The organism is Arthrobacter sp. YC-RL1 (genome assembly GCF_001454985.1).
In the GTDB taxonomy this organism is placed as follows: domain Bacteria; phylum Actinomycetota; class Actinomycetes; order Actinomycetales; family Micrococcaceae; genus Glutamicibacter; species Glutamicibacter soli.
Genome location: NZ_CP013297.1, coordinates 3604945 through 3627588 on the forward strand (window position 1 = coordinate 3604945; position 22644 = coordinate 3627588).

Annotated in this window: 22 protein-coding genes and 2 riboswitches; of the genes, 8 read left to right on the forward strand and 14 right to left on the reverse strand. The window is 63.3% G+C overall.

Going from position 1 to position 22644, the window contains the following annotated elements:
* The first annotated feature begins 115 nt into the window (after window positions 1–115).
* Window positions 116–1303, forward strand: a complete 1188-nt coding sequence (locus ATC04_RS16585; RefSeq protein ID WP_047118090.1) for a siderophore-interacting protein — start codon at window positions 116–118, stop codon at window positions 1301–1303.
* Between the two features lie 78 nt (window positions 1304–1381).
* On the opposite strand, the gene ATC04_RS16590 is transcribed toward ATC04_RS16585, so the two are convergent.
* The 4 genes from ATC04_RS16590 to ATC04_RS16605 all read right to left on the reverse strand — a co-directional run bounded on the left by ATC04_RS16590 (window position 1382) and on the right by ATC04_RS16605 (window position 4999).
* On the reverse strand, window positions 1382–2734 hold the full coding sequence (locus tag ATC04_RS16590) for an NtaA/DmoA family FMN-dependent monooxygenase (protein WP_047118091.1): 1353 nt from the start codon (window positions 2732–2734) through the stop codon (window positions 1382–1384).
* Entirely contained in the window at window positions 2731–3540 is an 810-nt protein-coding gene (locus ATC04_RS16595; RefSeq protein ID WP_047118092.1) for a 3-oxoacyl-ACP reductase, read from the reverse strand. Before ATC04_RS16595 ends, ATC04_RS16590 begins: the two co-directional genes overlap by 4 nt.
* Before the next feature lie 61 nt (window positions 3541–3601).
* A riboswitch (TPP riboswitch) is annotated at window positions 3602–3695 on the reverse strand.
* 64 nt (window positions 3696–3759) lie between these two features.
* Complete coding sequence (locus ATC04_RS16600; RefSeq protein ID WP_152666765.1) at window positions 3760–4365, reverse strand: hypothetical protein; 606 nt, start codon at window positions 4363–4365, stop codon at window positions 3760–3762.
* Between the two features lie 4 nt (window positions 4366–4369).
* Complete coding sequence (locus ATC04_RS16605) at window positions 4370–4999, reverse strand: hypothetical protein (protein ID WP_047118094.1); 630 nt, start codon at window positions 4997–4999, stop codon at window positions 4370–4372.
* Between the two features lie 252 nt (window positions 5000–5251).
* Between ATC04_RS16605 and ATC04_RS16610 the strand changes: the two genes are divergently transcribed.
* The 3 genes from ATC04_RS16610 (at window position 5252) to ATC04_RS16620 (ending at window position 8782) form a co-directional block, all read left to right on the forward strand.
* Window positions 5252–5953 (forward strand): HNH endonuclease family protein, encoded by a 702-nt coding sequence (locus ATC04_RS16610; RefSeq protein WP_047118095.1) that lies wholly within the window; start codon window positions 5252–5254, stop codon window positions 5951–5953.
* 172 nt (window positions 5954–6125) lie between these two features.
* Window positions 6126–6335, forward strand: a complete 210-nt coding sequence (locus tag ATC04_RS16615; RefSeq protein ID WP_152666766.1) for a hypothetical protein — start codon at window positions 6126–6128, stop codon at window positions 6333–6335.
* Between the two features lie 242 nt (window positions 6336–6577).
* Window positions 6578–8782: a 5'-nucleotidase C-terminal domain-containing protein gene (locus tag ATC04_RS16620; protein WP_231736017.1), complete on the forward strand. Its 2205-nt coding sequence runs from the start codon at window positions 6578–6580 to the stop codon at window positions 8780–8782.
* A 79-nt stretch (window positions 8783–8861) separates the two neighbouring features.
* Here the strand turns inward: ATC04_RS16620 and ATC04_RS16625 are convergent, their stop codons facing one another.
* The 10 genes from ATC04_RS16625 to ATC04_RS16670 all read right to left on the reverse strand — a co-directional run bounded on the left by ATC04_RS16625 (window position 8862) and on the right by ATC04_RS16670 (window position 19051).
* Window positions 8862–9185: a putative quinol monooxygenase gene (locus tag ATC04_RS16625; RefSeq protein WP_047118098.1), complete on the reverse strand. Its 324-nt coding sequence runs from the start codon at window positions 9183–9185 to the stop codon at window positions 8862–8864.
* A 139-nt stretch (window positions 9186–9324) separates the two neighbouring features.
* A complete protein-coding gene (locus ATC04_RS16630) occupies window positions 9325–9729 on the reverse strand; it encodes a VOC family protein (protein ID WP_047118099.1) in 405 nt (134 codons plus the stop codon).
* A 432-nt stretch (window positions 9730–10161) separates the two neighbouring features.
* Window positions 10162–10569 carry an MmcQ/YjbR family DNA-binding protein gene (locus ATC04_RS16635; RefSeq protein ID WP_047118100.1) on the reverse strand — a complete coding sequence of 136 codons (408 nt, stop codon included), beginning with the start codon at window positions 10567–10569 and terminating at the stop codon, window positions 10162–10164.
* 103 nt (window positions 10570–10672) lie between these two features.
* Window positions 10673–11089, reverse strand: a complete 417-nt coding sequence (locus tag ATC04_RS16640; RefSeq protein ID WP_047118234.1) for a CoA-binding protein — start codon at window positions 11087–11089, stop codon at window positions 10673–10675.
* Window positions 11090–11185: 96 nt separating this feature from the next.
* Window positions 11186–12604, reverse strand: a complete 1419-nt coding sequence (locus ATC04_RS16645; RefSeq protein ID WP_047118101.1) for an NtaA/DmoA family FMN-dependent monooxygenase — start codon at window positions 12602–12604, stop codon at window positions 11186–11188.
* A 2-nt stretch (window positions 12605–12606) separates the two neighbouring features.
* On the reverse strand, window positions 12607–13851 hold the full coding sequence (locus tag ATC04_RS16650) for an acyl-CoA dehydrogenase family protein (RefSeq protein ID WP_047118102.1): 1245 nt from the start codon (window positions 13849–13851) through the stop codon (window positions 12607–12609).
* A 44-nt stretch (window positions 13852–13895) separates the two neighbouring features.
* A complete protein-coding gene (locus tag ATC04_RS16655) occupies window positions 13896–15518 on the reverse strand; it encodes an ABC transporter ATP-binding protein (RefSeq protein WP_047118103.1) in 1623 nt (540 codons plus the stop codon).
* Window positions 15519–15546: 28 nt separating this feature from the next.
* Window positions 15547–16434 carry an ABC transporter permease gene (locus ATC04_RS16660; protein ID WP_082123770.1) on the reverse strand — a complete coding sequence of 296 codons (888 nt, stop codon included), beginning with the start codon at window positions 16432–16434 and terminating at the stop codon, window positions 15547–15549.
* A gap of 14 nt (window positions 16435–16448) precedes the next feature.
* Window positions 16449–17405, reverse strand: coding sequence for an ABC transporter permease (locus ATC04_RS16665; protein ID WP_047118104.1), 957 nt, complete (start codon window positions 17403–17405; stop codon window positions 16449–16451).
* 11 nt (window positions 17406–17416) lie between these two features.
* Window positions 17417–19051, reverse strand: coding sequence for an ABC transporter substrate-binding protein (locus tag ATC04_RS16670; RefSeq protein ID WP_047118105.1), 1635 nt, complete (start codon window positions 19049–19051; stop codon window positions 17417–17419).
* A gap of 121 nt (window positions 19052–19172) precedes the next feature.
* A riboswitch (SAM riboswitch) is annotated at window positions 19173–19264 on the reverse strand.
* A gap of 411 nt (window positions 19265–19675) precedes the next feature.
* On the opposite strand from ATC04_RS16670, the gene ATC04_RS16675 reads away from it, so the two are divergent.
* The 4 genes from ATC04_RS16675 to ATC04_RS16690 all read left to right on the forward strand — a co-directional run bounded on the left by ATC04_RS16675 (window position 19676) and on the right by ATC04_RS16690 (window position 22633).
* Window positions 19676–20344 (forward strand): biliverdin-producing heme oxygenase, encoded by a 669-nt coding sequence (locus ATC04_RS16675; protein ID WP_047118106.1) that lies wholly within the window; start codon window positions 19676–19678, stop codon window positions 20342–20344.
* A gap of 94 nt (window positions 20345–20438) precedes the next feature.
* Complete coding sequence (locus ATC04_RS16680; RefSeq protein WP_047118107.1) at window positions 20439–21302, forward strand: SDR family oxidoreductase; 864 nt, start codon at window positions 20439–20441, stop codon at window positions 21300–21302.
* A gap of 141 nt (window positions 21303–21443) precedes the next feature.
* Window positions 21444–21950, forward strand: a complete 507-nt coding sequence (locus ATC04_RS16685; protein ID WP_047118108.1) for a sigma-70 family RNA polymerase sigma factor — start codon at window positions 21444–21446, stop codon at window positions 21948–21950.
* Entirely contained in the window at window positions 21947–22633 is a 687-nt protein-coding gene (locus tag ATC04_RS16690) for a zf-HC2 domain-containing protein (RefSeq protein WP_047118109.1), read from the forward strand. Before ATC04_RS16685 ends, ATC04_RS16690 begins: the two co-directional genes overlap by 4 nt.
* Window positions 22634–22644: the final 11 nt, after the last annotated feature.

The window sequence follows — 22644 nt, forward strand, 5'->3', positions numbered from 1 at the left end:
GTTTTCCGGCTGCCGGCAGAGACCCCTGCCAGTGGGACTCGCCCTTGCCTGGCCGGTCCGATTCGCTCATACTCAGGCTAGGAGCAGTAGCCCGAACAGCGCGGGAAGGCACACCATGTCGAAGCACAAATACAACAAGTACGGCCCCCAGGTGTCCATCTCCGCCAAGGAGGGCCTGACTCTTGAGGTGCTCAAGCGTGCCGAGAAGGCCGGAGCCCAAGCCGGGCAGGCAACAGCCAAGGAACACCTGTACCAGAGCATCGCCAGGGGGTCGCTGCTGAACGAGCAGCAGACCGACGAACTGCTGGCCGCCGCCGAACGGGCCGGGGCCGCGGCGGCGCTCACCGCGGCGCGCAAGGTCCTGGACAAGACGCTGCGCACCTCATTCAGGCCGAGCCACTACGCTCCGCCGGCTCCCGGCGCGGCGTCTGACGCAGCACCCGCTGCCGCGCAGGAGACGCGGCCGTATTCCGAAACCTACGAGGAGCCGTTGGCCCGCTATTCACCGCCGGTCAGCCAAGTCGAAGCCCCTCGGCACAAGGTCGACCAGCATGTCCTGACCATCACCCGGGTGCAGAAGCTCAGCGACCAGCTGGTGCGCCTCGTGGCCAGCGCACCGAAGCTCGACGGCTACCGCTCCAACGGCGCACTGGATGAATACGTCAAGGTGTATGCCGCGGATCCCGCCCTCGGGCTGGTTCCGCCCTACGACCTGAGAGAGCTTCGCCAGCGCCTGCCGCGCGAGCAGGTGCCGCGCTCGAAGTCCTACACCATCCGCTGGATCGATCCGGTGGTCGATGAGCTGGCCATCGACTTCGTGATCCACGGCGAGCCCGGAACTGTCGGGCACTGGGCAGGCACTGTCGAACCGGGTGCGGCGCTGGTCATTTCCCCGGCGCGCAGCAAGACCTCCATCCAGCTGGGCGCCGACTACTATGTGCTGGCCGCGGATGAAGCCGGGATACCGGCGATCTCCAAGATCCTCGAAGCGCTGCCGGAGTACGCGCAGGGTGTGGCGCTGCTTGAAATTGCCAACGAAGGAGCAATGTTTGACGTGAAACATCCCCAGGGCATTGATTTACGCTGGCTTTCCCGCGACGGCGTGCCGGCAGGACGCAGCGACGTCCTGGCCGAGGCTTTCCAGACGCTGGCGGTCCCGCGCCAAGGCCTGGGTGTCGTGGCCCATGCTGAACGAAGCACCGTCAAGGCCATCAGCCGCATCTGCGAGCGCTGGAACCTGTCGAAGCGCTCCAGCCACATTTCCTCCTACTGGACGCTGCGCGAAGGACGGCTGATGCGCTGACCGCTGTGCCGGCGGCCTGCCGGCCCCGGAGAAGAATCCACGAACGCAATCCACTTCGTTTGTCTTCCCGCCAGCGCATCACGACCCAGCTCCTAATGCGGGCCGGCGAGCGCGTCCCCCGGCCACCGGCGCCGGCAGGCCCAGATTGCCGCGCAGCGTGCGGTGCTCGTAGGCGGTGCGGAAGCGTCCGCGGCGCTGCAGCTCGGGGATCACCAGCTCGACGAAATCCGCCAAGCCGTCGGGCAGGCTCGGCGGCATCAGGTTGAAGCCGTCAGCCGCCCCGGTATCCAGCCAGAGCTCGATCTCGTCGGCGATCATCTCCGGCGTTCCGACCAAGGTGCAGTGCCCTCCCCCGGCCGCCAGCAGCCCGAGCAGCTCGCGCACCGTCGGCTGGTGGATCTCGATCAACCGCAGGATCGTCGTGTAGCGTCCGGCCGGGCCGGTGAAGTCTGCGGCGGAGGGAAGTTCGGGCACCGGTGCATCCAGCTCCCAGGCGCTGGTGTCCTGCTGAACGAATACCGCCAGCTGGGCCAGTGCCTGCTCGACGGGCAGCAGGTCGTTGAGCCGGCGCTGCTTGTCCTTGGCCTCCTCCAGCGTGCGGCCCACGTAGGCGACCAGCCCCGGCATGATGGCCAGGGCCTGCGGATCGCGCCCGGCCGCGGCGGCCTGGGACCGCACGTCCTGTGCGTAGTCCAGCGCCATCTGCCGGTCGGCGGCCACCGCGTAGATCGCCTCAGCATGGGCCGCCGCGAGCTCGCGCCCCTGGGCGGAGGCCCCTGCCTGGAACAGCACCGGGGAGCCTTGCGGCCCGTCGGGGATATTCAGCGGCCCGCGCACACCGAAGTGCTCGCCCGCGTGGTCGATGGCCGACAGCTGCCGCGGGTCGGTGAACACGCCTGCGCGGTCGGCCCGCACCGCCGCTGAGGGGTAGGATCCGAACAGCCCCCGCAGCACCGTGATGAACTCGTCGGCGCGGCCGTAGCGGTAGGCATGGTCGCCCAGGGTTTCGCGCCCGTGGTTCTGCGCCTCGGTATCCCACATGCTGGTGACCACATTGGCGCCGGCCCGGCCGCCGGAGAGCCGGTCCAGGCTGGCCAGCATGCGCGCGGCGTGGAACGGGGTGTAGAAGCTGGAGGACACCGTGCAGACCAGGCCGATCCGGCTGGTGTGCTGGCTCAACGCGGACAGCAGCGTGAACGGTTCGAAGAACCAGGTCGGTCCGGCCGCCGCGGCCTCCGGGGAGACGGCCTGGCCGTCGGCCAGGAACACCGCGTCCAGCAGGCCGCGTTCGGCCAGCTGCGCCAGTTCCACGTAGTACCCGGTCTCGCCCAGCCGCTCGGCCGGGGAATCCGGCGCCCGCCAGGCCGCCTGGTGGTGCCCCGCGCCGTAGATGAACAGGTTGAACCGGGCCTGCTTCCTCGATGCGCTCATCCCTTGACCAGGCCGCCGTCGACGATCAGGTTCTGTCCGGTCACCCCGCGCGAGAGCGGCGAGGCGAAGAACAGCACCGCGTCGGCGAGCTCGGCCGGCGAGGTCACCCGGCGCAACGGGGTGCCGGAGGCGATCAGGTCGAAGACCTCTTCAGGAGTGGCGGCCGAGGCATCCGTGGTGCGCAGCAGGCCTCCGGAAACCATGTTGACGTTGATGCCTTCCGGGCCCAGGTCGTCCGCGAAGGTGCGGGTCAGCGAGAGCAGCGCCGCCTTGGTCGCGGTGTAGTCGTGGTACGGGACCACTGGGTGCTGGAACAGGTTGGTGCCGATGTTGACGATGCGTCCGAAGCCCGCCTGGCGCATGCTCGGCAGCACTGCCTGGATCGCGGCGACAGGTGCGAGCACGGAACCGGCGAACTGGGCCGTGAGCTCTTCGGCGGACAGCTCGTCTGCCTTGGAACGGGCATCTGCGTTGAAGGAGAAATCCACCAGCGCGTTGTTGACCAAGGTGGTGATCGGGCGGCCGAAGTGCTCGGCCGCGGCGGCGGCCAGGTCCTTCAGCCCGGCGGCGTCGCGCACGTCGGCCTGCAATGCCAGCGCCTGTCCGGGGAATGCGGCGGCAAGTTCCTCGGCCGCCTGCGACGAGCTGCGGTAGTTGACGACGACCTTCGCCCCGGCGTCCAGAAAAGCGGCGCTGATGGCCGCGCCCAGCCCGCGGGCGCCGCCGGTGACCAGCACCAGTTGTTCCTTGAGCGGCAGTGCGGTGGTGGAAGAAGCTGCGGTGTCGGTTGCTGCGTGTGCGTTCATGGTGCTCGAACTCCTTGAAGATGTGTCAAGGCGAACGGGACCCCGGCGTAGATGCGTGGCATCGAGGTATCCAGGACATTCCCTTCGCCAGTGCTAACTGGATCAGGTTCGACGGGTTTTATCTCAGCCGCATGGCGGCACCCCGTGTCACTACGTCCCATTAGTACCACAAGCCGTCCGGGACGGCCGAACACGTGTCTTCGCCGGGTGTTTCCGGAGCTACTGGATGACCTGGACTTCAAAACCCGCCGGAGCCGAGAGCTCCGGGATCAGCTCGATGACCAGATTCTCGATATTTTTCTCGTCAAGTTCGAATTCCACGACATTCGGATCTGTCGAGCACTGGACAATTTTTTGCCGCAGCATCTTTGGCCCGTCCTTGATTCGAACGTCGGTCCGGCCCGAGCCTGAACAGGTGTACTTGATCAGATACGGGCCCGGCAAGCCATCCGTTTCCAAAGAGAACTCTTCAGGCGCAAGGGTTCCGCCCTGTTGGTATTGAAAGCGTTGGGCAGCCCATGCAACCAACCCGTGGTAGCCGCGCTGCTCGATTTCGCCCTGCCAGAATCCCATGCGTTCCGTGGCAGCAGGGTCCGCAAAAAATCCGGTCATGGCCAGATACATCAGCGGCGGGTAGTGCAGCGCAACTTCTTGACGGTTGACGATCTCCTCAGAGGACATTTCCTCGACGGGCAGCTGGAATTGCGGACTGTTCGATGGCTCCCTGGGCGGTTCCCGATCGAGCGGGCCAAGCTCGGAGACCGGAGTCGTGCACGACGTGAGCGCAAGAATGACAGCACCGAGGATAGGCAGCACTTTCTTCATTCGCTCACCTGCCATCGCTTCGGTACAGGTTGAGTTCGTAGGATCCAATCGTTTCGGGATCACCGGAGACCACAATGTAATAGCTCTCGGTGGACCGATCGATCTCAAACTCGCCGTATGTGGTTGCGGCGGGGACGTTACAGGTCATTGGCATCTCGAACGTTGGCTCCATGCCAATCTCTGGAAAATCTACGTTGATGAATACCTGCACGGCTGCGCGTCCTACACCCCAGCAGCCAAATTCAACCCTGTACGCACCCGCTTCTTCTGCGGTTCCGCTCATGGACGTCGATTCGTTGGTAACCTCCTGCTCGCCATTTTCATCCGTGACGGTCGTGGATCGGAAAAATCCCGAAATGCCCATGGAAAAATCGTCCACATCCTCACGAGTATCAAGATCACCGAAGATCGGACTGGGTCTCAAAACCTGCGTTTGCAGCTCCGAGAAAATCGGCACGCCTTCCTGGTAGTACTTCGCGTAGGGGTCTTCATCGTAGCCATGCTGTTCTGTTTCCCAAGCCGAGTCGTATCCTCCAGGTCCTTGCTGTTCCACGGTTTCGAGCTTGGATACGGGTGTGGTGCAGGCGCTGAGCAGCAGCACCCCGGTCAACAACGGGAACAAGAACTTCTTCACAGGTACATCCAAAAGGTCACAGAAACAGCATTACGCCGACCATATTTCGTCCACCGGAAGAAAACAATACTTGTCACAGCGGACTACAGCGACAAATTGATAACTTTTCCGATTCAGCATGCGAACCGCCGAGAAGAGAATCACAGAATGACACCAGACCGGTACCGGAGTTTCGTAGGTGCCGGCGCATAGAGTCGAATGCTAGGACCGCGGATTGCAGTCCCCTGCATATCCAAGGAGAGATACCACCGCATGCGACTGCCGCGCCGCACCCTGTCCCTAGTTCTCGTCATGTCCACCCTTGGGCTGGCTTCATGCTCCTCGCTGACTTCCACGGATTTCACCGGGACAAATGGCGCTCAGGCCGCGGCCCCGTCGGCCGACCAGCAAGCGGCATATGCCAAGTCTCTGGATCAGCTGGAAGACATCACCATCAAGGGCCGTGCTCCGAAGACCGGCTACACCCGCGAGCAGTTCAGCAACGGCTGGAAGGATACGGACAACAACGGCTGCGATGCGCGCAACGATATCCTTGCCCGCGATCTGGTGAATGTTGAATTCAAACCGGCCCGGGTCGATTGCGTGGTGCTGAGCGGAACGTTCCAAGATCCCTATACCGGCAAGACAATCAATTTCGAGCGCGGCCAGTCCACGAGTTCTGCCGTACAGATCGACCACGTTGTTGCGCTGTCGGACGCCTGGCAGAAGGGCGCCCAGAAATGGAGTAAGGACAAGCGTCTCCAGTTCGCCAACGACCCGCTGAACCTCCTGGCATCGGACGGCCCCACCAATGCCGCCAAGGGCGACAAGGATGCTGCAACCTGGCTGCCGCCAAACAAGGACTTCCGCTGCGAATACGTGTCGCTACAGACTCAGGTGAAGGCCAAGTACGGCGCTTGGATGACTCAGGCAGAGCATGATTCCATCAAGAAGATCCTGACGTCCTGCGTTTAGCAGAAGATCTTCGGAAACCGTTCTCAACCCAAGGATTGAGCGTTTCCCAGTAAATTACCACTTTGGGCGTATGTTCAACCGGCTGGAGTTATGACATCATTGATGTTATTCCAGCCGATAGCGAATTTTTTTCGCGATTATTTGGCGAAAATCGACAGTTCAAGGGTGCACGATGAAGTCACGGTTGCTCGGCGTAGTACTGCTGCTGGCCAGCATCTGCATTTTCGTGCTCGCGCTGGACAACTCCCAGCGCTCTCTGGCAACCACCTGCTGGGTCGCTTCAACCCTGATGTTCATTGCGGCAGCCATGCTGCTCCTCAGCGGTATCGTCGGATCTTCCTCTGTGACCGCCGGAGATCCACGACGCAAGCGCCAGCGCTAAAGCCTCCGACTCTTTTTCACCGCATGCCCTGCCACATCGGCGGGGCATGCGGCATTTCCAGTGATGCAAAACGTCGAATAAGCCCCTTGCAACGCCAAAAACATCTGTTTTATACGTGAAATCTACGTTCAAGCATCGACAGGTACACCTTCATGGGATAAATATGAGATAAGTCACACGCTTAACTCTGAGGAGGATCTATGCCTGCGTTCAGGCAGATCAAGAACTTAACGCTGACTTCCATGGCTACTGCAGCTTTGGTCGCCTCCGGATGCGTTGCCGCGCAGGCCGCCCCGGCAGCAGAGCCAGCAGCCCCGGGGACATTCACCCTGGACATTTTGGACATCAACGACTTCCACGGCCGCATTGCCGATGATCGGGACTCCGCGGGCGCCGCTGTGCTCGCAGGTGCCGTCGACATGCTGCGGGCGGCGAACCCGAACACGCTCTTCGTGTCGGCCGGCGACAACATCGGCGCCTCGACCTTCGCTTCGGCCTCGCAGGAGGACGCGCCAACCATCGAAGTATTAGGTGCCGGAGGTCTCGACGTGTCAACCGTGGGCAACCACGAATTCGACCGCGGCTTCGAGGACCTGAAGGGCCGAGTCATCGACAGCTATGCCAAGGCCTCCGGCCAGGACGGCGCAGACTTCGCCCTGGGTGCCAACGTCTACGACAAGGCCACCGGCAAGCCGGCCTTGAAGGAATACGCCATTCGCGAGGTCAACGGCGTCAAAGTCGGCTTCATCGGAACTGTCACCGAGGACGTCCCCTCGCTGGTGACCCCCACGGGGATCAAGGACCTGGCATTCGGCAACGAGCTCGAAGCGGTCAACCGCGTCGCCAAGCAGCTTTCCGACGGCGATACGACTAACGGCGAAGCATCAGTCATCGTCGTGCTGACCCACAACGGCTCGGAAAGCATCACTTGCGGCACCATCGCCGCAGAGAAAACCACCTACGGCGAACTGATCCGTGGTGCCAGCGAGCAGGTGGACGCCATTGTTTCAGGCCATACCCACCAGCCGTACAACTGCGAAATCGCGGGCCCCACAGGCACCGAGCGCCCGGTCATCCAAGCGCACCAGTACGGCACCACCCTGGGCAAGATCTCCCTCGAGGTCGACGAGGCCAGGGGTGATGTCACCGATTCCTCGACCGAGCTCTTGCCCCTTGCCATCAAGGACGACGCCGGAGACTGGGTCTACACCCCGAACAAAACCGTCGCTCAGATCGTAGAAACCGCAATCACGGAATCGGACAAGGTCGGCAACCAGAAGATCGGGCAGATCTCAGCCGATATCCTGCGCGGCGGCAAGCAACCGGGATCGGACCGCGGCGTGGAATCCACGCTGGGCAACACCGTGGCGGACATCCACCTGTGGGCCACCTCGAATGAGGACTTCGCCGGCACCAAGGCGCAGATCGCGTTCATGAACGCCGGCGGCCTGCGCGCCGACCTGCGGTACGGCAAGGACGGCAGCGTCAGCTACAAGGCGGCCGCCGAGGTGCAACCTTTCGCCAACACGCTGAAGACCTTCGACCTCACGGGCGCCCAGATCCGCGAGGCGCTGGAACAGCAGTGGCAGCCTAAGGGCTCCGAGCGCACGAAGCTGCAGCTGGGCATCTCAGAAGGCCTGTCCTACACCTACGTCGAGGACGCACCTCGTGGGGAGCATATCAAGGACATCACCTTCAACGGCGAGCCGCTGGATGAGAAGGCCATCTTCCACGTGGTTGCCAACGCGTTTTTGGCCGCTGGCGGCGACAACTTCGCGGCCTTCGCCGAAGGCACGAACCATGCCGACTCCGGGCAGATCGACCTGGACGCCACCGTGAACTACTTCAAGTCCCACGATGTCGTCGATCCAGCCCCGCTGGGACGCGCGATGATCGCCGGCACCGACTGGGCCCAGGTCGAGCTTTCCGCCACCGAGGCGGAAGCCGGCCAGGACATCGAGGTCACCGTCTCCGGTCTGGAGGAAGGCGCGCAGATCACCGCCTCGGCCTTCAACGGGGAGCTGGAAATCACCGACATCCCGGCGGCGGATGCGCAGGGAACCACCAGCTTCACACTGCCGATTGCCGAGGGCACCGAGGCCGGCGACTACGAGCTGCTGATCTCGCAGGTGCAGCGCGAAAGCATCTCCACCACGTTCACCGTGGTGGCCGCCGAGCCGCCAGCCAGCCCGACGCCTTCGGAAAGCGTATCGCCAACTGCAAGCCCGTCCCCGACACAGACTCCTGACGAGTCGAGCGAGCCGACCAGCTCGGCCACGCCGACAGCTTCGGCCACCCCGACGGACAACGGCAACCAGAATGACCGTGATGACCTGGCGCAGACCGGTTTCAGCGCATCCTGGATCGGCATTGCAGCTGGTGCCATTGTCCTGCTGGGCATCCTCCTGCTGCTGGTACGCCGCTTCGGAAACAAGAACAGCCACTAGGCTGACCGCCGCACCAGCTGCGTAGAGCGAAAGCGCGGACCCCGTTCGGGGTCCGCGCCTTCAACGCTTAATGAGTGAATTAGTCGATGACAAGTTCGCCCATGGTGTCCCAGTCCTCGCCGTCGACCTTGCGGGAGACGATTTTCGGAGTGGACACCAGCAGCGGGCGCATGGATTCCAGGCCGGCTGCGAAGTGTGCGGAGTTGACGTGGGCGCCAGCGGCTTCGTCATCGCGGAATGCCTCGACGAGCACGAACTCGTTGGGATCCTCGACGCTGATCGACCAGTCAAACCACAGGTTGCCTTCTTCGGCGCGGGTGGCCTTGGTGAACTCGGCAACGTGGTCCATGAAGCTGTCGGTGAATTCTGGCTTTACCTGATATTTAACAACGATGAAGTACATGCTTCCAGTCTATTGATCCACCGGCGTTTTGGGCCCCTCAGCACATGTATTCTTGGTCCCTTTGGCGAAACCGTGGTCCACAGGTCCCGGCCAGAACCTTCTCCGGAGGCTGGCAAGAAGGCATGAGGCAGATAGGGGCTCAAGTGGTCGGGCCGGCCTCGTCCTTCATCCAGAACGGAGAATAGTGGTATCCGTCCGGGTCGTCGAACTGCCGCTGGTACATGAACGGATAGTCATCGGTGTCGCCGATTTTTCCTCCTGCGGCTCCAGCTCGCTCGACTAGCTCGTCGACCGCTTCGCGGCTGCCCAGGTCGAATGACACCGTCACCTTCGAGGGCCTATCGGGCCCGCCGATAAGTTCTTCCACGCCTCCGACACTCGCATACATTTCACGGCTGCCGAGCATGACATACTGATCAGCCGAGATCGCAAAACAGGCGACCTCGTCGCTGGACATCTCGGAGTTCAGCGTCCAACCGAGGGCTGTGTAGAACGCAGTGGCCCGCTCGACGCTCTGGACGGGGCACGTAATGAACAGGCTCATGAATCCATGGTTCTCATTCGACGATGCGCTGTCAATGCCCCGCGTCGGCTCGCCTCAAGCATCCGCGAAGGCTCCGGTCCCCGACCTGGACTCAGGCCCCAGATTCCCGGAAGCAGGACCATGCGCCGCAGGCCCGGTGCCTTGGATAGAGGCGTCCGGCCCGGGCGATGCCGAAAGCAGGAGCCGCTTGTTTCTATTTGCAGGTAGCAGCCTGGGCAAATATAGGTAGTGAATGATTGAGCCGTATATTGAATTCCAAATTCATCCTGACAAGACTGAATTTAGGATGGCGCTTGCAACCATCCATTGTTGCCGGGGCGGCGCAAATAATCCCCCAAGTTATTTGTGCGGCAGCGAGGCTCTCCACTTACCCCCAATACGGTGGAGAGCCGCCCCTCCCGATACTTTTTGCCTTGCCGGCTTGGCCGGCATTCACCAGGAACGGCGGATGACTTCCTTGTCCCGGTTCGGCATTCCGTCGACGACCAGATCATAGGAGTCCTCGATGAGCTCGCGCATGGTTTGCTCGTCCAGCCCCATTCGCACCGAATTCCAGTGCTTCTTGTTCATGTGATATCCCGGGGTGATCTCCGGGTGCTCGCTTCGCTGCTGGTCAGCCAGCGCGGGTTCGCATTTCAGGTTCAGCAGCAGTTCGCCGTGCAGGTGCATGATCAAGGCAAACAGCTTGCCGTTCTCCCGGTCCCTGCCGGCGACCTTAAAGACTGTCGTTTCCGGCCCGAACGGATGGTCTTCATAGGCGCGGGGCATCTGCAGGCACAAGGCCCGCCAGGCATTTTCCGTGCGTTCCTTGTCGCTATGCGACGATCCATTGCCCGACATTGTGAGCTCCCCGGTTCCCTCAACGATCCACGTTTCGGAGCCAACGGTATCAGCCTGAATCGGCTTCGTGCTGGGCTATCGGCGCCCCGACGATACCGGGTCGCTAAATACGCGGAAATTCGATCATGGGGCAGGTGTCCATGACGACGTCCAAGCCGGCAGCAGCTGCCCTCTGTGCCGCGCTCTGGTCTATCACCCCTAGTTGAAGCCAGATTGCCCGCGCGCCGACGGCAATTGCCTGGTCGACGACGTCGCCGACTTTCTGCGAATTGACGAAGCAGTTCACCACGTCGATCGTGCCCGGGATCTCCGCCAGCTTCTCGTAACCGCTCCGGCCGAATACCGACTCCCCGGTGAGCGACACCGGAATGATTTCCATGCCCAGCGAGTCCTGGAGGAAGCGTGCGACCGAAGGCGCGACGCGCCGCGGATTGTTGGTCAGGCCGACAACTGCCCAGCGGCCTCGATTTGTCAGCAGTCGCCGGATGACTGCGGGATCGTTTACGTGGTTGGTGCCCATGTGCGCAACGATACCGCCGTTGCCGATGAAAGTCTGCGGATCAGGAAATGGCAGGCAGATCCCCTCCCAGTTGGATCTGCCTGCCAAGCTTTGTTGCTAGCCCTGGTACTGCATGCTGGCCTCGGAATTTGCGGCCGAGTATTCGGTGAAGGCGCCGCGGTACTGGGCTGCCGGATGGTTTGCCGGGAGCTTGTCCCCGCGTCCGAAGACCTTTTGCCGCAGGCTTCCCGGCGCATACTCGCTCTGCGCCAGGCCGCGGCGGCGCAGCTCCGGAAGGACGCCTTCGATGAAGTTGTCGTACGAGCCGGGCAGCACGTGGTTCATGATGTTCAGCCCGTCGATCCCGGCATCCTGCCAGCGCTCCAGCTCGTCGACGATCTGTTCCGGGGTGCCCACGATCTGCTGGGCCTTGGCCCGGTAGTTCGCCAGGTCGCGCAGGGTTGGATTGCGTCCCGGGGTCGAGGCCAGTACCGCTTCCAGCACGCCCTGGGCGCCTTCGGTCTTCACCGCGCCCAGTGGAGTGTCCAAGTCCAGCCCGCCGAGGTCCACGCCGATGCCTCCCCCAATATGGGCAACGATGGCCTCCAGGTCTAGATACTGGTCGTATTCCGCTTCCAGGGCCTTGGCCTCTGCTTCGGTGGAACCGACCACGAAGGAGAGCCCTGCGAAGACCTTGATATCCGTGCGGGTGCGGCCGGCGGCTTCGAGGTTGCCGATCAGCTGGGCGTTTTTCTTGGCCACGTATTCCGGGTGCGGCGCAAACAGGAACGTCGCCTCCGCATGGGTGGCGGCGAACTGCGAGCCGCGCGGCGAGGACCCCGCCTGGAACAGGAACGGGGTGCGCTGGACGCTGGGCAGGGCCAGGTGCGGCCCGTCGATCGAGTACAGCTGGCCGCGGTGGTTGATCTTGTTGACCCGGGCCGGGTCGGCGTAGATGCCCGACTCCTTGTCTGCCTTGAGCGCATCGTCCTCCCAAGAGCCCTCCCAGAGCTTGTAGGCGGCTTCCACGTACTCCTCGGCCCAGGCATAGCGGTCGTCGTGCGCGACCAGGTTGTCGCCGCCGAAGTTTCGGTGCGCGTTCTCCAGCACGCTGGTCACGATGTTCCAGGCCACGCGGCCGTTGGACAGGTGGTCGAGCGTGGAGGCCTGGCGGGCGAACTGGAACGGGTGCGCCTGCACCACCGAGCTGGTCATGGCCAGCCCGATGTCGCTGGTGGTGGCGGACAGCGCGGAGAGCAGCACCAGCGGGTCCTGGCTCGGAACCTGCAGCCCCTTGCGCACCAGCGAGGCCCAGCCGCCCTCGTGGTCGCCGTACAAGCCCACCACGTCGGCGAAGAACAGGCTGTCGAACTTGGCGTCTTCCAGCTTCTTGGCCAGCTCCACCCAGAGCGCCAGCTCGTTGAACTTGTGCTGCTCGGCCTGAGGGTGGCGCCACATGCCGCCGAGGATGTGGCTGGAGGTGTTCATCAGGAAGGCCGAGAGTAGGAAGCGCGGCCGCGAGTCGAAGGTTCCCATGGCTACTTGGCTCCCTTGGCTTCGCCGATCGAGTGCAGGCCCGTCGGGATGGTTCCGTTGATGAAGTAGTCGCCCACCGAGCGGGCCTTGAAGGCGACCGGGTTGTGGGTGGCGACGGTGCGGGCATTGCGCCAGAAGCGGTCAAGCGACTTGGAGGTGGAGACCGCCGAGGCGCCGGTGACGTCGAAGAGCTCGCTGGTGGCGTCCAGGACCAGCTTCGGGGCCGCCACGTGCGCCTGCTGCACCGCGAGCTCGGCGCGCAGGAAGGCGGACTCCGCATCCAGTCCGAGGCTCGGGTCCAGTGCGGCGTCCAGGTCTCGGGCCGCCGAGACCACGATCGATTCCGCGGCGAAGACGTTGGAGGCCAGGCGTCCCACGAGCTCCTGGATCTGCGGGTCGTCCTTGAACAGCGCGCCGGAGCCGGTGTTGAAGGTACGGGTGCGGGTGGCCACAATGCGGGCGGCTTCGTTGCGGGCGGCCTTGCCGATGCCGACCAGCACCGAGAGCAGGCACAGCTGGAAGAACGCGGGCTCCAGGGTGGAGGCCACCTTGCGCTGGATGATGTTCTGCTCGTCCACCGCGACGTCGGTGAAGATCGCGGTGCCGGTGCCGGTCAGCGGCTGGCCGAAGCCGTCCCAGTCGTCGAGGATCTCAACGCCCTGGGCATGGCGGTCGACCACCGCGTACTGGCGCCCCTCGACGCCGTCCGTGGTCGCCATGACAACTACCCAGTCGGCGAAGATCGAGCCGGTGGTGTAGTACTTCTCGCCGCGCAGCACCCACCCGGCATCGGTCTTGACGAGCTTGGTGTTGGTGCTGCCCAACGCGTTGCCGCCGCGCTCGGTGGCGGCATTGCCGAAAATCTCCCCGGCGAGCACACGCGGGAACCAGCGATCCTGGAATTCCTGCGGCTGCAGCGCAATGGTTTCCACGAAGGAGAAGTGGCTGCGCAGCAGGTGCGACACATTGGAGTCGGCGGCCGACAGTTCAATGAGCAGGCGGAAAAGATGCTCGTGGCTGACCGGATCCCCGCCGTGGCTTGCCGGCACGCGCAACGTGGTGAATCCGGCGTCCTTCAGCCACTGGACCTGCTCGAAAGGCAGGATGCGCTGCTGTTCGCGCTCCCGGGTGCCTTCGGCGATACGCGCGAATACCTCGCTGAAGCGGGCCGAGAGCTGCTGGTAGGCGGCTTCGCTGCCGTACGGTGCGGTAATGGTTTGGGTCGATTCCAGGGCGTCGGTGCTCATAGTATCTCTTTCGGAATTCAGTGAAATAAGTGCTTCGTGGATGTTCAGCAACTGCGCGTCTCGGCGAGTTCGCGCAGTACGTGGCCGGGGTTCGCTGCCAGCAGTGTTCGGGTGTACTCGTGCTGCGGGTCGGAGAAGACCTGTGCGACGGATCCGACCTCGACCAGTTCGCCGCCGCGCATCACGCCGACCTGGTGGCTGATGCGTTCAACCACGTGCAGGTCGTGGGAGATGAACAGGTAGGTGAGGTTTTCCTCGCGCTGCAGCGTATCGAGCAGTTCCAGGATTTGTTCCTGCGTCAGGACGTCCAGTGCGCTCAGCGCCTCGTCGAGCACCAGGATCTTAGCGCCGCTTGCCAGTGCCCGGGCGATGGCCACCCGCTGCCGCTGGCCGCCCGACAGTTCGCCGGGCCGCTTGGAGGCAAGCTCCGCACCCAGATTGACCTGTTCCATGAGCTGGGCCACGCGAGCGCGACGCCAGGCCGCGTCGCCCAGGCGGTAGTTGACCATTGGCTCGGCGATGATCGCTTCGACCCGCTGCCGGGGATCCAGCGCGGAGTCCGGGTTCTGGTAGACCAGCTGGGCTTCGCGCCACAGCGCGTAGCGCTGCTTTCCTCCGATGCCGGTCACCTCGTTGCCGTTGACTCGCGCGCTGCCGTTGCTGGCTTCGAGCAGGCCCATGATCATTTTCGCGGTGGTGGATTTTCCCGAGCCGGATTCGCCGACCAGAGAGAACGTGGTCCCCCGGGCGACGTCGAAGGACACGGAAGACACCGCAGTATGGGCCGCAGTCCCCTTGCCGAAAACCTTGCCGAGGTTCGCGACCGAGATCGCCAGGTCATCGGTGCTCCGCGTGTCCTGCTGGTTCGCGGTGGCGTAGGCCTGGTCAAGCAGCGCCTTGGTATACGGGTCGATGCTCTGGGAGACCAATTCCGCCACGCTCCGGTCTTCGAGGATGCGCCCGGAGTTCATGACCAGGACGCGGTCGGCGATATCCGTGGCGACGGCCAGGTCGTGGGTCACGAACAGCACGGTGGTTCCGTTTTTGCGTGCCAGCGACACGAAGATCTCCAGCACGGTCCGCTGCACGGTGACATCCAGCGCGCTCGTAGGCTCATCGGCGATGAGCAGCTTCGGGTTCAGTGCGAACGCAATGGCGATCAGTACACGCTGCTTCAACCCGCCTGACAGCTCATGCGGGTACTGCGACATCCTGCTTTCGGCGCGGTCAATGCCCACGCTTTCCAGCAGCTCGATCGCCTTGGAACGCCATTGGGCTTTGGGGACCGAACGGCTGGGGTGCAGCCTGAACACCTCGATCACCTGGGAGCCGATGGTCTTCACCGGGTCCAGGGAGGCGCCCGGGTCCTGCGGCACCAGCCCGATGCCTGCCCCGCGGATCTTGCGCCATTCGTGCACGTTCAACGTGGTCACTTCGGTGCCGCCAAAGCGCACGCTGCCGGTGCTTTTGGTGCCCTGGGGCAGCAAACCGATCAGGGACTTGGTCAGCGTCGACTTGCCGGAGCCGGATTCGCCGACGATGGCAACGATCTGCCCGCCGGGAATCTGGAGGTTGATGTTGTCCGCGGCGATGGTTCCCTGCGCGTACTGGACCGTGAGGTCTTCAATCCGGATCACCGGATTGGCGGTATTCTGTGGGGCATTCATGGATCTCTCCTTTCAACCGGGTACGGCGCTAGAAGCGGAAGACTTTGTTGACGGCTCGGCCCAGGGTAGCCATCAGCATCACTGCGGCAACGATGACCAGGCCGGGAAGGGTGGTGAGCCACCAGGCGACGGAAAGGTACTGCCGTCCCTCGGAGATCAGCAGACCCCACTCCGGCGTCGGCGGCGGGGAACCGAAGCCGAGGAAACCGAGCCCCGAGATCGCCAGGATTGCCGCGCCGAGGTCAACGGCCAGCAGCGAGAGCACCGGCCCGATCACGTGTGGAATGATGTGTCGGCGCAGAACGGTGAAGTATCCGCCCCCGCTCATCAGCGCGGCCTGCACGAAGTCCCGGGAACGGACCCGGAGCACCTCGGTGCGCACCAGCCGTGCGAAGGCTGCAATGGAAGCGATCCCGACACCGAGTCCCAGCGACAGCGGGCCGGGTTCGGTCGCGGTCACCAGGATCAGGGCGATCAGGAACGCCGGGACTGCCAGGATGACATCCACCAGGCGCATGGCCGCGCTATCGGCAAACCTGCCGGCGGTTCCGGCAAGCAGTCCGAGGATCGAACCGACAATGCTGCCGATCAGGCAGGCCAGCCCCGCGGTGAGCAGCGTCTGCCGGGTTCCGTACACAACTCGGGAGAAGACGTCGCGTCCCAGGTGATCAGTGCCGAACAGGTGCTCGGAGCTTGGAGCCAGGAGCTTGTCCGCCGGTACTCCGGTGATCGGGTCGTGGCCGGTGAACATCGAGGGAATCACGGCCCACAACAGCACGATGGCCAGCGGAACCAGGACCCACCACCGCGCCAGCCGGCGCATTGCCGCGGAGGATCCCGAGGTCCGCGCAACCGGCTGTTCTGAAGCGGCCAGGGGCGCGGCGGTCGTTTCGACGTTGTCTGCCAGAAGGCTCATGGACTTTTCCTTCCCTAGGCCGCAAGCGCGCGGGGCGAACCGGAGCGGGCGGTGATGATGCGCGGATCGAGCTTCGGATGGATGAGGTCAACCAGCAGGTTGACTGTTGTGAACACGACGGCGGTCAGCAGGACCAGCCCCTGGACCAGCGGGATGTCCTGGACGGTGACCGACTGGAGAATCAGCTGGCCCAACCCTGCACGGGCGAAAACGGTTTCGGTGATCACCGACCCGGCAAGCAGCGTTCCGATGGTGATGCCGGCAATGGACAGCGCGGCGGGTGCGGCGTTCTTCAGCGTATGACGGTAGAAAATCCACGATTCGCTGGCTCCCTTGGCCCTGAGCACGTCCACGAATGGCTGGGTGTTGACTTCCTGGACGCTCTTGATGAGCACCTGGGCGATGGGTGCGCTCAAATGCACCGCCAGAACGAAAATCGGGACCGCCAGCGAGAGGAAGGAAGCGTCCGGGAACAGCGACATCACGCCGAGCTGGACCGCCAGCAGCTGCAGCAGCACCAGCCCAAGCCAGAAGACCGGGATGGAAACCATGAGCGGCGGAAGATTCAGCAGCAGGTTGCGCAGCTTGGTGCCGCGGGCCAGGGTGGCCGCGGCCGTGAGCGCCACAGCCAAAACGACCGCGACAACGAAGGCCGAGCCTGCCAGCACCAACGTTGAACCGGCGACTTCGCCGATGCGGGCGGATACTTCAGAGCCGCTGGACAGGGAGTATCCCAGATCTCCGCGCAGCAGACCGAGTAGCTGGGAGAAGTACTGGACAATGACCGGTTGGTCGTACCCGTAGTACTCCTTCATCTGCGCGATAGTCGCCGGATCAGCTGCCGAGTCCGAGTTCAGGAAAATCGTCACCGGGTCGTTGGGAAGCGACTGAACTGCGATGAATACCGCGGTGTAGGCAAGCCAGATCACCAGCAGGGCCTGGCCTACGCGCTTGGCAATGTATCCGCCCATGGCTTCGACTCCTAGCCTTCGCTCTTCCAAGCGCCCTGGAAGATCGGGGCGGTACCGGAGGTGAACTCGACGTGGGCTGACTTGTTCGCGCCGTAAACCTGGACCTCGTCCCACAGTACGAGCGTCAGGGCCTTGTCCAGCACCAGTGCACGCTGTTCTTCTTCGACCAGCTTCAGATGCTCTTCTTCGCTGGTTGCCGCCTGTTCCTTGGCGAAGAGCTTGTTCAGTTCCTCGTCGGAGTTCAGGGTCTGGGTATTGTTGGCCGGCGCGTACACCGGGCCGAGGCCGCCGAGGGCGAACTGGCGGGTGCCGAAGAATTCGACCTTGTCGTCGACCAGTGCGTTGACCAGGAAGGTGTTGTCGGCCGCGCGGTTGACCAGCTTCACGCCAAGGTCGCGCCACTGCTGCTCGATCAATTCGAAGGCCGGCTTGATGACAACCGAGTTGTTCGAGGTGGCCACCGTGATTTCCAGCTTTTCGCCGTCCTTCTCACGGATGCCGTCGGCGCCGACCTTCCAGCCTGCTTCGTCCAGGAGCTGCTTTGATTTCTCCGGGTTGTAGGCGATTTCAGAGGACAGGTCGACGAAACCCGGGGCCTTGTGGTTCAAGATCGATCCCGCCACGACGTAGCTGTCGGACAGCACGGTGTCCTTGATGGCTTGGCGGTCGATTCCGACCTGCAGCGCCTGGCGGACCTTGGCGTCCGCCAGCTTGCCGGAGCCGATGCGCACTGCTGCCTGGTTCGTGGTCAGGTCCACTCCCTGCGCGGCGAAGACCTGGCCGCCGTTGGCTGCCAGTACCTGCTCGTCCACCGGCTGCAGACCTCGGACCAGGTCGACCTGGCCCGACTGGGCGGCGCCGGCGCGGCTTGCGACTTCAGGCAGGTACTTGACCACGAGGGAGTCAAGGTATGCGTCGCCCTGGTTCGGGGCGGTTTCCGGGGCCCAGGCGTAGTCATCGCGGCTGGTGAACACCACTTCTTCGTCCGGCTTTTCCGATTCGAAGACAAACGGGCCGGAACCGACGATCTTGGCGATGGCTGACTGGCCTGCATTGTCCAGCTTCAAGGTCTTCGGGGAGACCAGGCCTGCGGCGACCGAAGAAGTAGCGCGCAGGAAGTTGGCGTCGGGACGCTTCAGCGTCACCTTTACCTGGTTCTCCCCCACGACCTCGGCCGACTTGTAGGCGCCGAAGTCCACGTTTGGAGCGATCTGTGCATCTTTGATGCCCAGACCCAGCGCGTCAAGATTCAGCTTAACCGCTTCGGCATTAAGCGCGGATCCATCCGAAAAAGTCACTCCGTCGCGAATGGTGAAGGTGAATTCCGTCTGCTCCTTGTTCGCTTTGAAATCCTTGGCAATCCAGCCCACCAGCTTGCCGGATTCAACGTCGAAGTAGGTCAGGCGGTCAAGGACCGAGTTCAGCACGTTGGCCTTCTCGTAGAAGCGCGCTGCCTGGGTCTGCCAGTTGTTGATCGGGGTGACCTCGGCGAAGGTGAAGGTGCCGCCTTCAACCGGTTCGCCGGAGGCGGTCGGGGCGCCTTCCGCTGGGGCGGCAGTTGTCGAGTTTCCGCCGCAGGCAGTCAGCGTCAGGCCTAGGACGGTGACAAGGGCCGCTGCTTTCAAGCTCAGGTGCGAAGTACGCATCTTCGTGTGTTCCTCTCGGTGTTGGACCCGAGGATTACGCCTGATGTTCAACGATCCGCTTGTAGCGAGTTCGAGGGAAGGCAGAGATCTCCCCTTAAAGGACCGTTGCGAAATCTAGCAATCTCCATCGGTCCTGGCCTTAGCACCGCTCCCGATGTCGGGTGGTTGCTGCGACGTCAACGAGCCAGGTCTCTCAGTCGCTCTGGATGGTGTGGTGTCCAATTTCTTGAACAATTTCAGTGTCGAACACGGAGTTGAATATGACCAAGCGTGACGTAAGTAAAACGTCATGAAACCCAGCAACGGTTATCAACGCTCTTGAAACGAGTCATTTTGCACGTCACAAAGCGTCTTGTGACGATTCTTGTCGACAGCTCTGACAAATTCTTGACTCGGCACCAGGAAGCAAGATCTGTTGCGGCTCCATGGATGAAGGAGCTAGTTGGACAAAATCGCGATATCAGCGACCACGGCCCGCCCTTCCCAAGCCGATGCGTCCGCCGTCCGGTGAACACGGAAATCACCGTCTCCTGCAGAATGGAACAACCCTCGATTGAAACCGGAAATTAGGTTAGCTTAGTAAAAAATTTCGCCATTCCAATCGCGCTAAGAAAGACGGGCAACATGAGCGCCACCGACGCAACACAGTTTTCCGCCCGGCTTCGCAGCGTCACCCAGGAAGATCACCACGCCGCAGAATCCAACGACTTCATCACCAAGTTGATGGGCGGGGAACGCTCGGCACGCGACTACATGTTGCTGATTGCCCAGTACCACTACATCTACGGTGCGTTGGAAGAAGAAGTCCGGGTGCTTGCCGCGGATCCGGAACTTCGCGAAATCTTCGACGCGGCACTTGAACGCAGTGGGCAGATTGCAAAAGACCTGGATGTCCTGCTGCCGGCCCACGGGTTGAAGGAGATCCCAGCGGCGTTGCCGGCCACCGAGGCCTACGTTGCGGCAATCCGCGCCTCGGCGGCGGAACCGGCGCGCCTCGTCGCCCACCACTACCTGCGCTACCTGGGAGACCTGTCCGGCGGCCTAGCCATCGGAAAGCTCGTATCCCGCCACTATTCCATTTCCGATGAAGCATTGAACATGTGGAAGTTCGAGGCCATCGACAAGCCAAAAATCTACAAGGATTCCTACCGCGACAAACTCGATGTTTTCGGGGCGAACACCTCGCATGCCGAAGCGGTGCTCGACGAGGCGAAGCGCGGGTTCCAGTGGAACAAAGCGATCTTCGAGGACCTGCTGAAGGCAAGCGCCAGCGAGCTGAGCGCCGCATCCTAGGTTTTCGGACGTTCTGCACCGACCTGCCACCGGCCGCGGGAATGCCTTCGGCCGGCACGTCGTTGGCAACGGTAACCGTCAACGGAGGAAACTCATGAAGATCGCAGTCGCCGGAGCTACCGGAAAACTCGGCACCCTCGTTATCGATGCGCTGTTATCCCGGGGCGCCCCAGCGGGCAGCCTGGTCGCGCTCGGCAGGTCCCCGCAGAAACTCGCCGCCTTGGCAGCCAAGGGCGTGGAGACCCGCGTCGCCGACTACAACGCGGCGCACACGCTCGTCGCGGCCCTCGAAGGCGTCGACAGGCTGCTGCTGATTTCCGGCAGCGACGTGGGACACCGGATCCCGCAGCACGAGAACATCATCAATGCCGCCCGTCGTGTTGACGTGTCGATGATCGCCTACACATCCATCGCCAATGCGCGCACCGGAGCGCTGAAGCTGGCGGCCGAACACGTGGCCACCGAGGACCTGCTGGCGGCCTCCGGGGTCCCCTATGTCCTGCTGCGCAACGGCTGGTACACCGAGAACTACACGGACCAACTCATGGGCTACCTCAACAGCGGGGTGATCCTCGGCGCGGCAGGAGAAGGAAGGATCAGCGCCGCCACCCGCGCGGACTTCGCCGAGGCTGCAGCGGCCGTCCTGCTGGATGAGCAGGTTGCCGGGGGAACCATCTACGAGCTCGGCGGAGACAAGCCCTTCACGCTCGGCCAGCTGGCCGGAGCGCTCGGCGCCGCCACCGGGCAAGAGGTCACCTACCGAAATCTGGACCCGCAGACCCTGGCCGGCATCTACGAACAGTCCGGAATTCCCAAGGTTTACGCCGAGATCCTGGTGGACACCGACGTGCGTATCCGCGACGGCGCCCTTGAGGTGCACGGCTCGGACCTCGCCCGGCTGATCGGCCACGCACCCACCCCGCTGGGCAGGGCCATCAAGCAGGCCCTGAACAGATAGGCACGGCGCCTTCGGCCCCGGCGAGCGCACGCCGGCTGATTGCGGATATCCTTGGCCTGGATTGAACGAAATGCCCGATTCGCTCGTGTATCAGGCATGAGCGAGAATCAACTCGGAAAATCCCGGCCGCGAAAGGGGCGCGTGACAACCAGCGATGACGCCACCCTGCGGCTGCTGCATGAAAGATACGCGCAGCCGCTGTGGCGTTATGTCTTCTCACTGACCAGGGACTCGTACCAGGCGGAGGACATCGTCCAGGAGAGCCTGCTCAAAGCCTGGAATTCCCCGCGGATTCTCGACGAGCCGGTGGAAGAGGTCCGCGGGTGGATGTTCACGGTGGCCCGCAACCTGGTGATCGACCAGTCCCGCAGCGCACGCTCACGGCATGAACGCAGCATCGAACGGCTGCCTGATCAGCCCGCCGAGGATCACGCCGACCAGATTTTCGACGAGATCCTCATTCATGACGCGCTCGCTGCGCTCAGCGAACCCCACCGGCAGGTGGTGGTGCTGGCCTACTACGGCGCCTACAGCACGCAGCAGATCGCAACGGAATTGGGCATCGCGGACGGAACCGTGAAGTCCCGGCTGCATTATGGGACGAGGGCCTTGAAGCTGGCCCTCCAGGAACGGGGAGTAACACGATGAGCGAGCATGAGAAGTTCGCCCAATGGGATGCCGCCTATGTGCTGGGCGCGCTGGAGCCGGCCGACCGCCGGCTGTTCGAAGAGCACTTGGAGAACTGCGAACGCTGCCAAGGCGCCGTATCCGAGCTCAGCGCGCTGCCGGGCTTGCTCTCGCGCGCGCACGACCCGGAAGAGGTGACGACCCTGGTGCCGCAGCCCCCGGCGGACCTGTTCGAGAAGACCGCCCGGCGCGCGGCCTCCGCGCGCCGGCGCCGCGGCACCCGCTTGGTCCTGCTGGCCGCGGCCGCCGTCGCCGTGATCCTGGGCATCGGCCTGCCGTTCCTGCTGCGCCCTGCCGCGCCCGGACCGGTGCTTGCCCTGCAGCAGGTTGCCGGGCAGTCGCTGAGCGCCGACGTCGGCTTCGAGTCGGTGGCGTGGGGCACCCGGCTGAACATCGACTGCGACTATCCCGCAGGCTACGAATTCGGCGACGCCAACGGCCCGTGGTCCTACGCGCTGCTGGTGACCGACACCAAGGGAAGCACCATGCAGGTCGCCACGTGGAAGGCAGTGCCCGGCAAGGAGATCACCCTCCAGGCCGCCACCTCGCTGCCGGTCGACCAGATCGCCGAGGTGACGGTGAAGACCCTGGCCGGGCTGACGGTCCTGAAGTCGCCGATGGACAAGAATTTGCTGGATCAGTGAACCGGGACAGG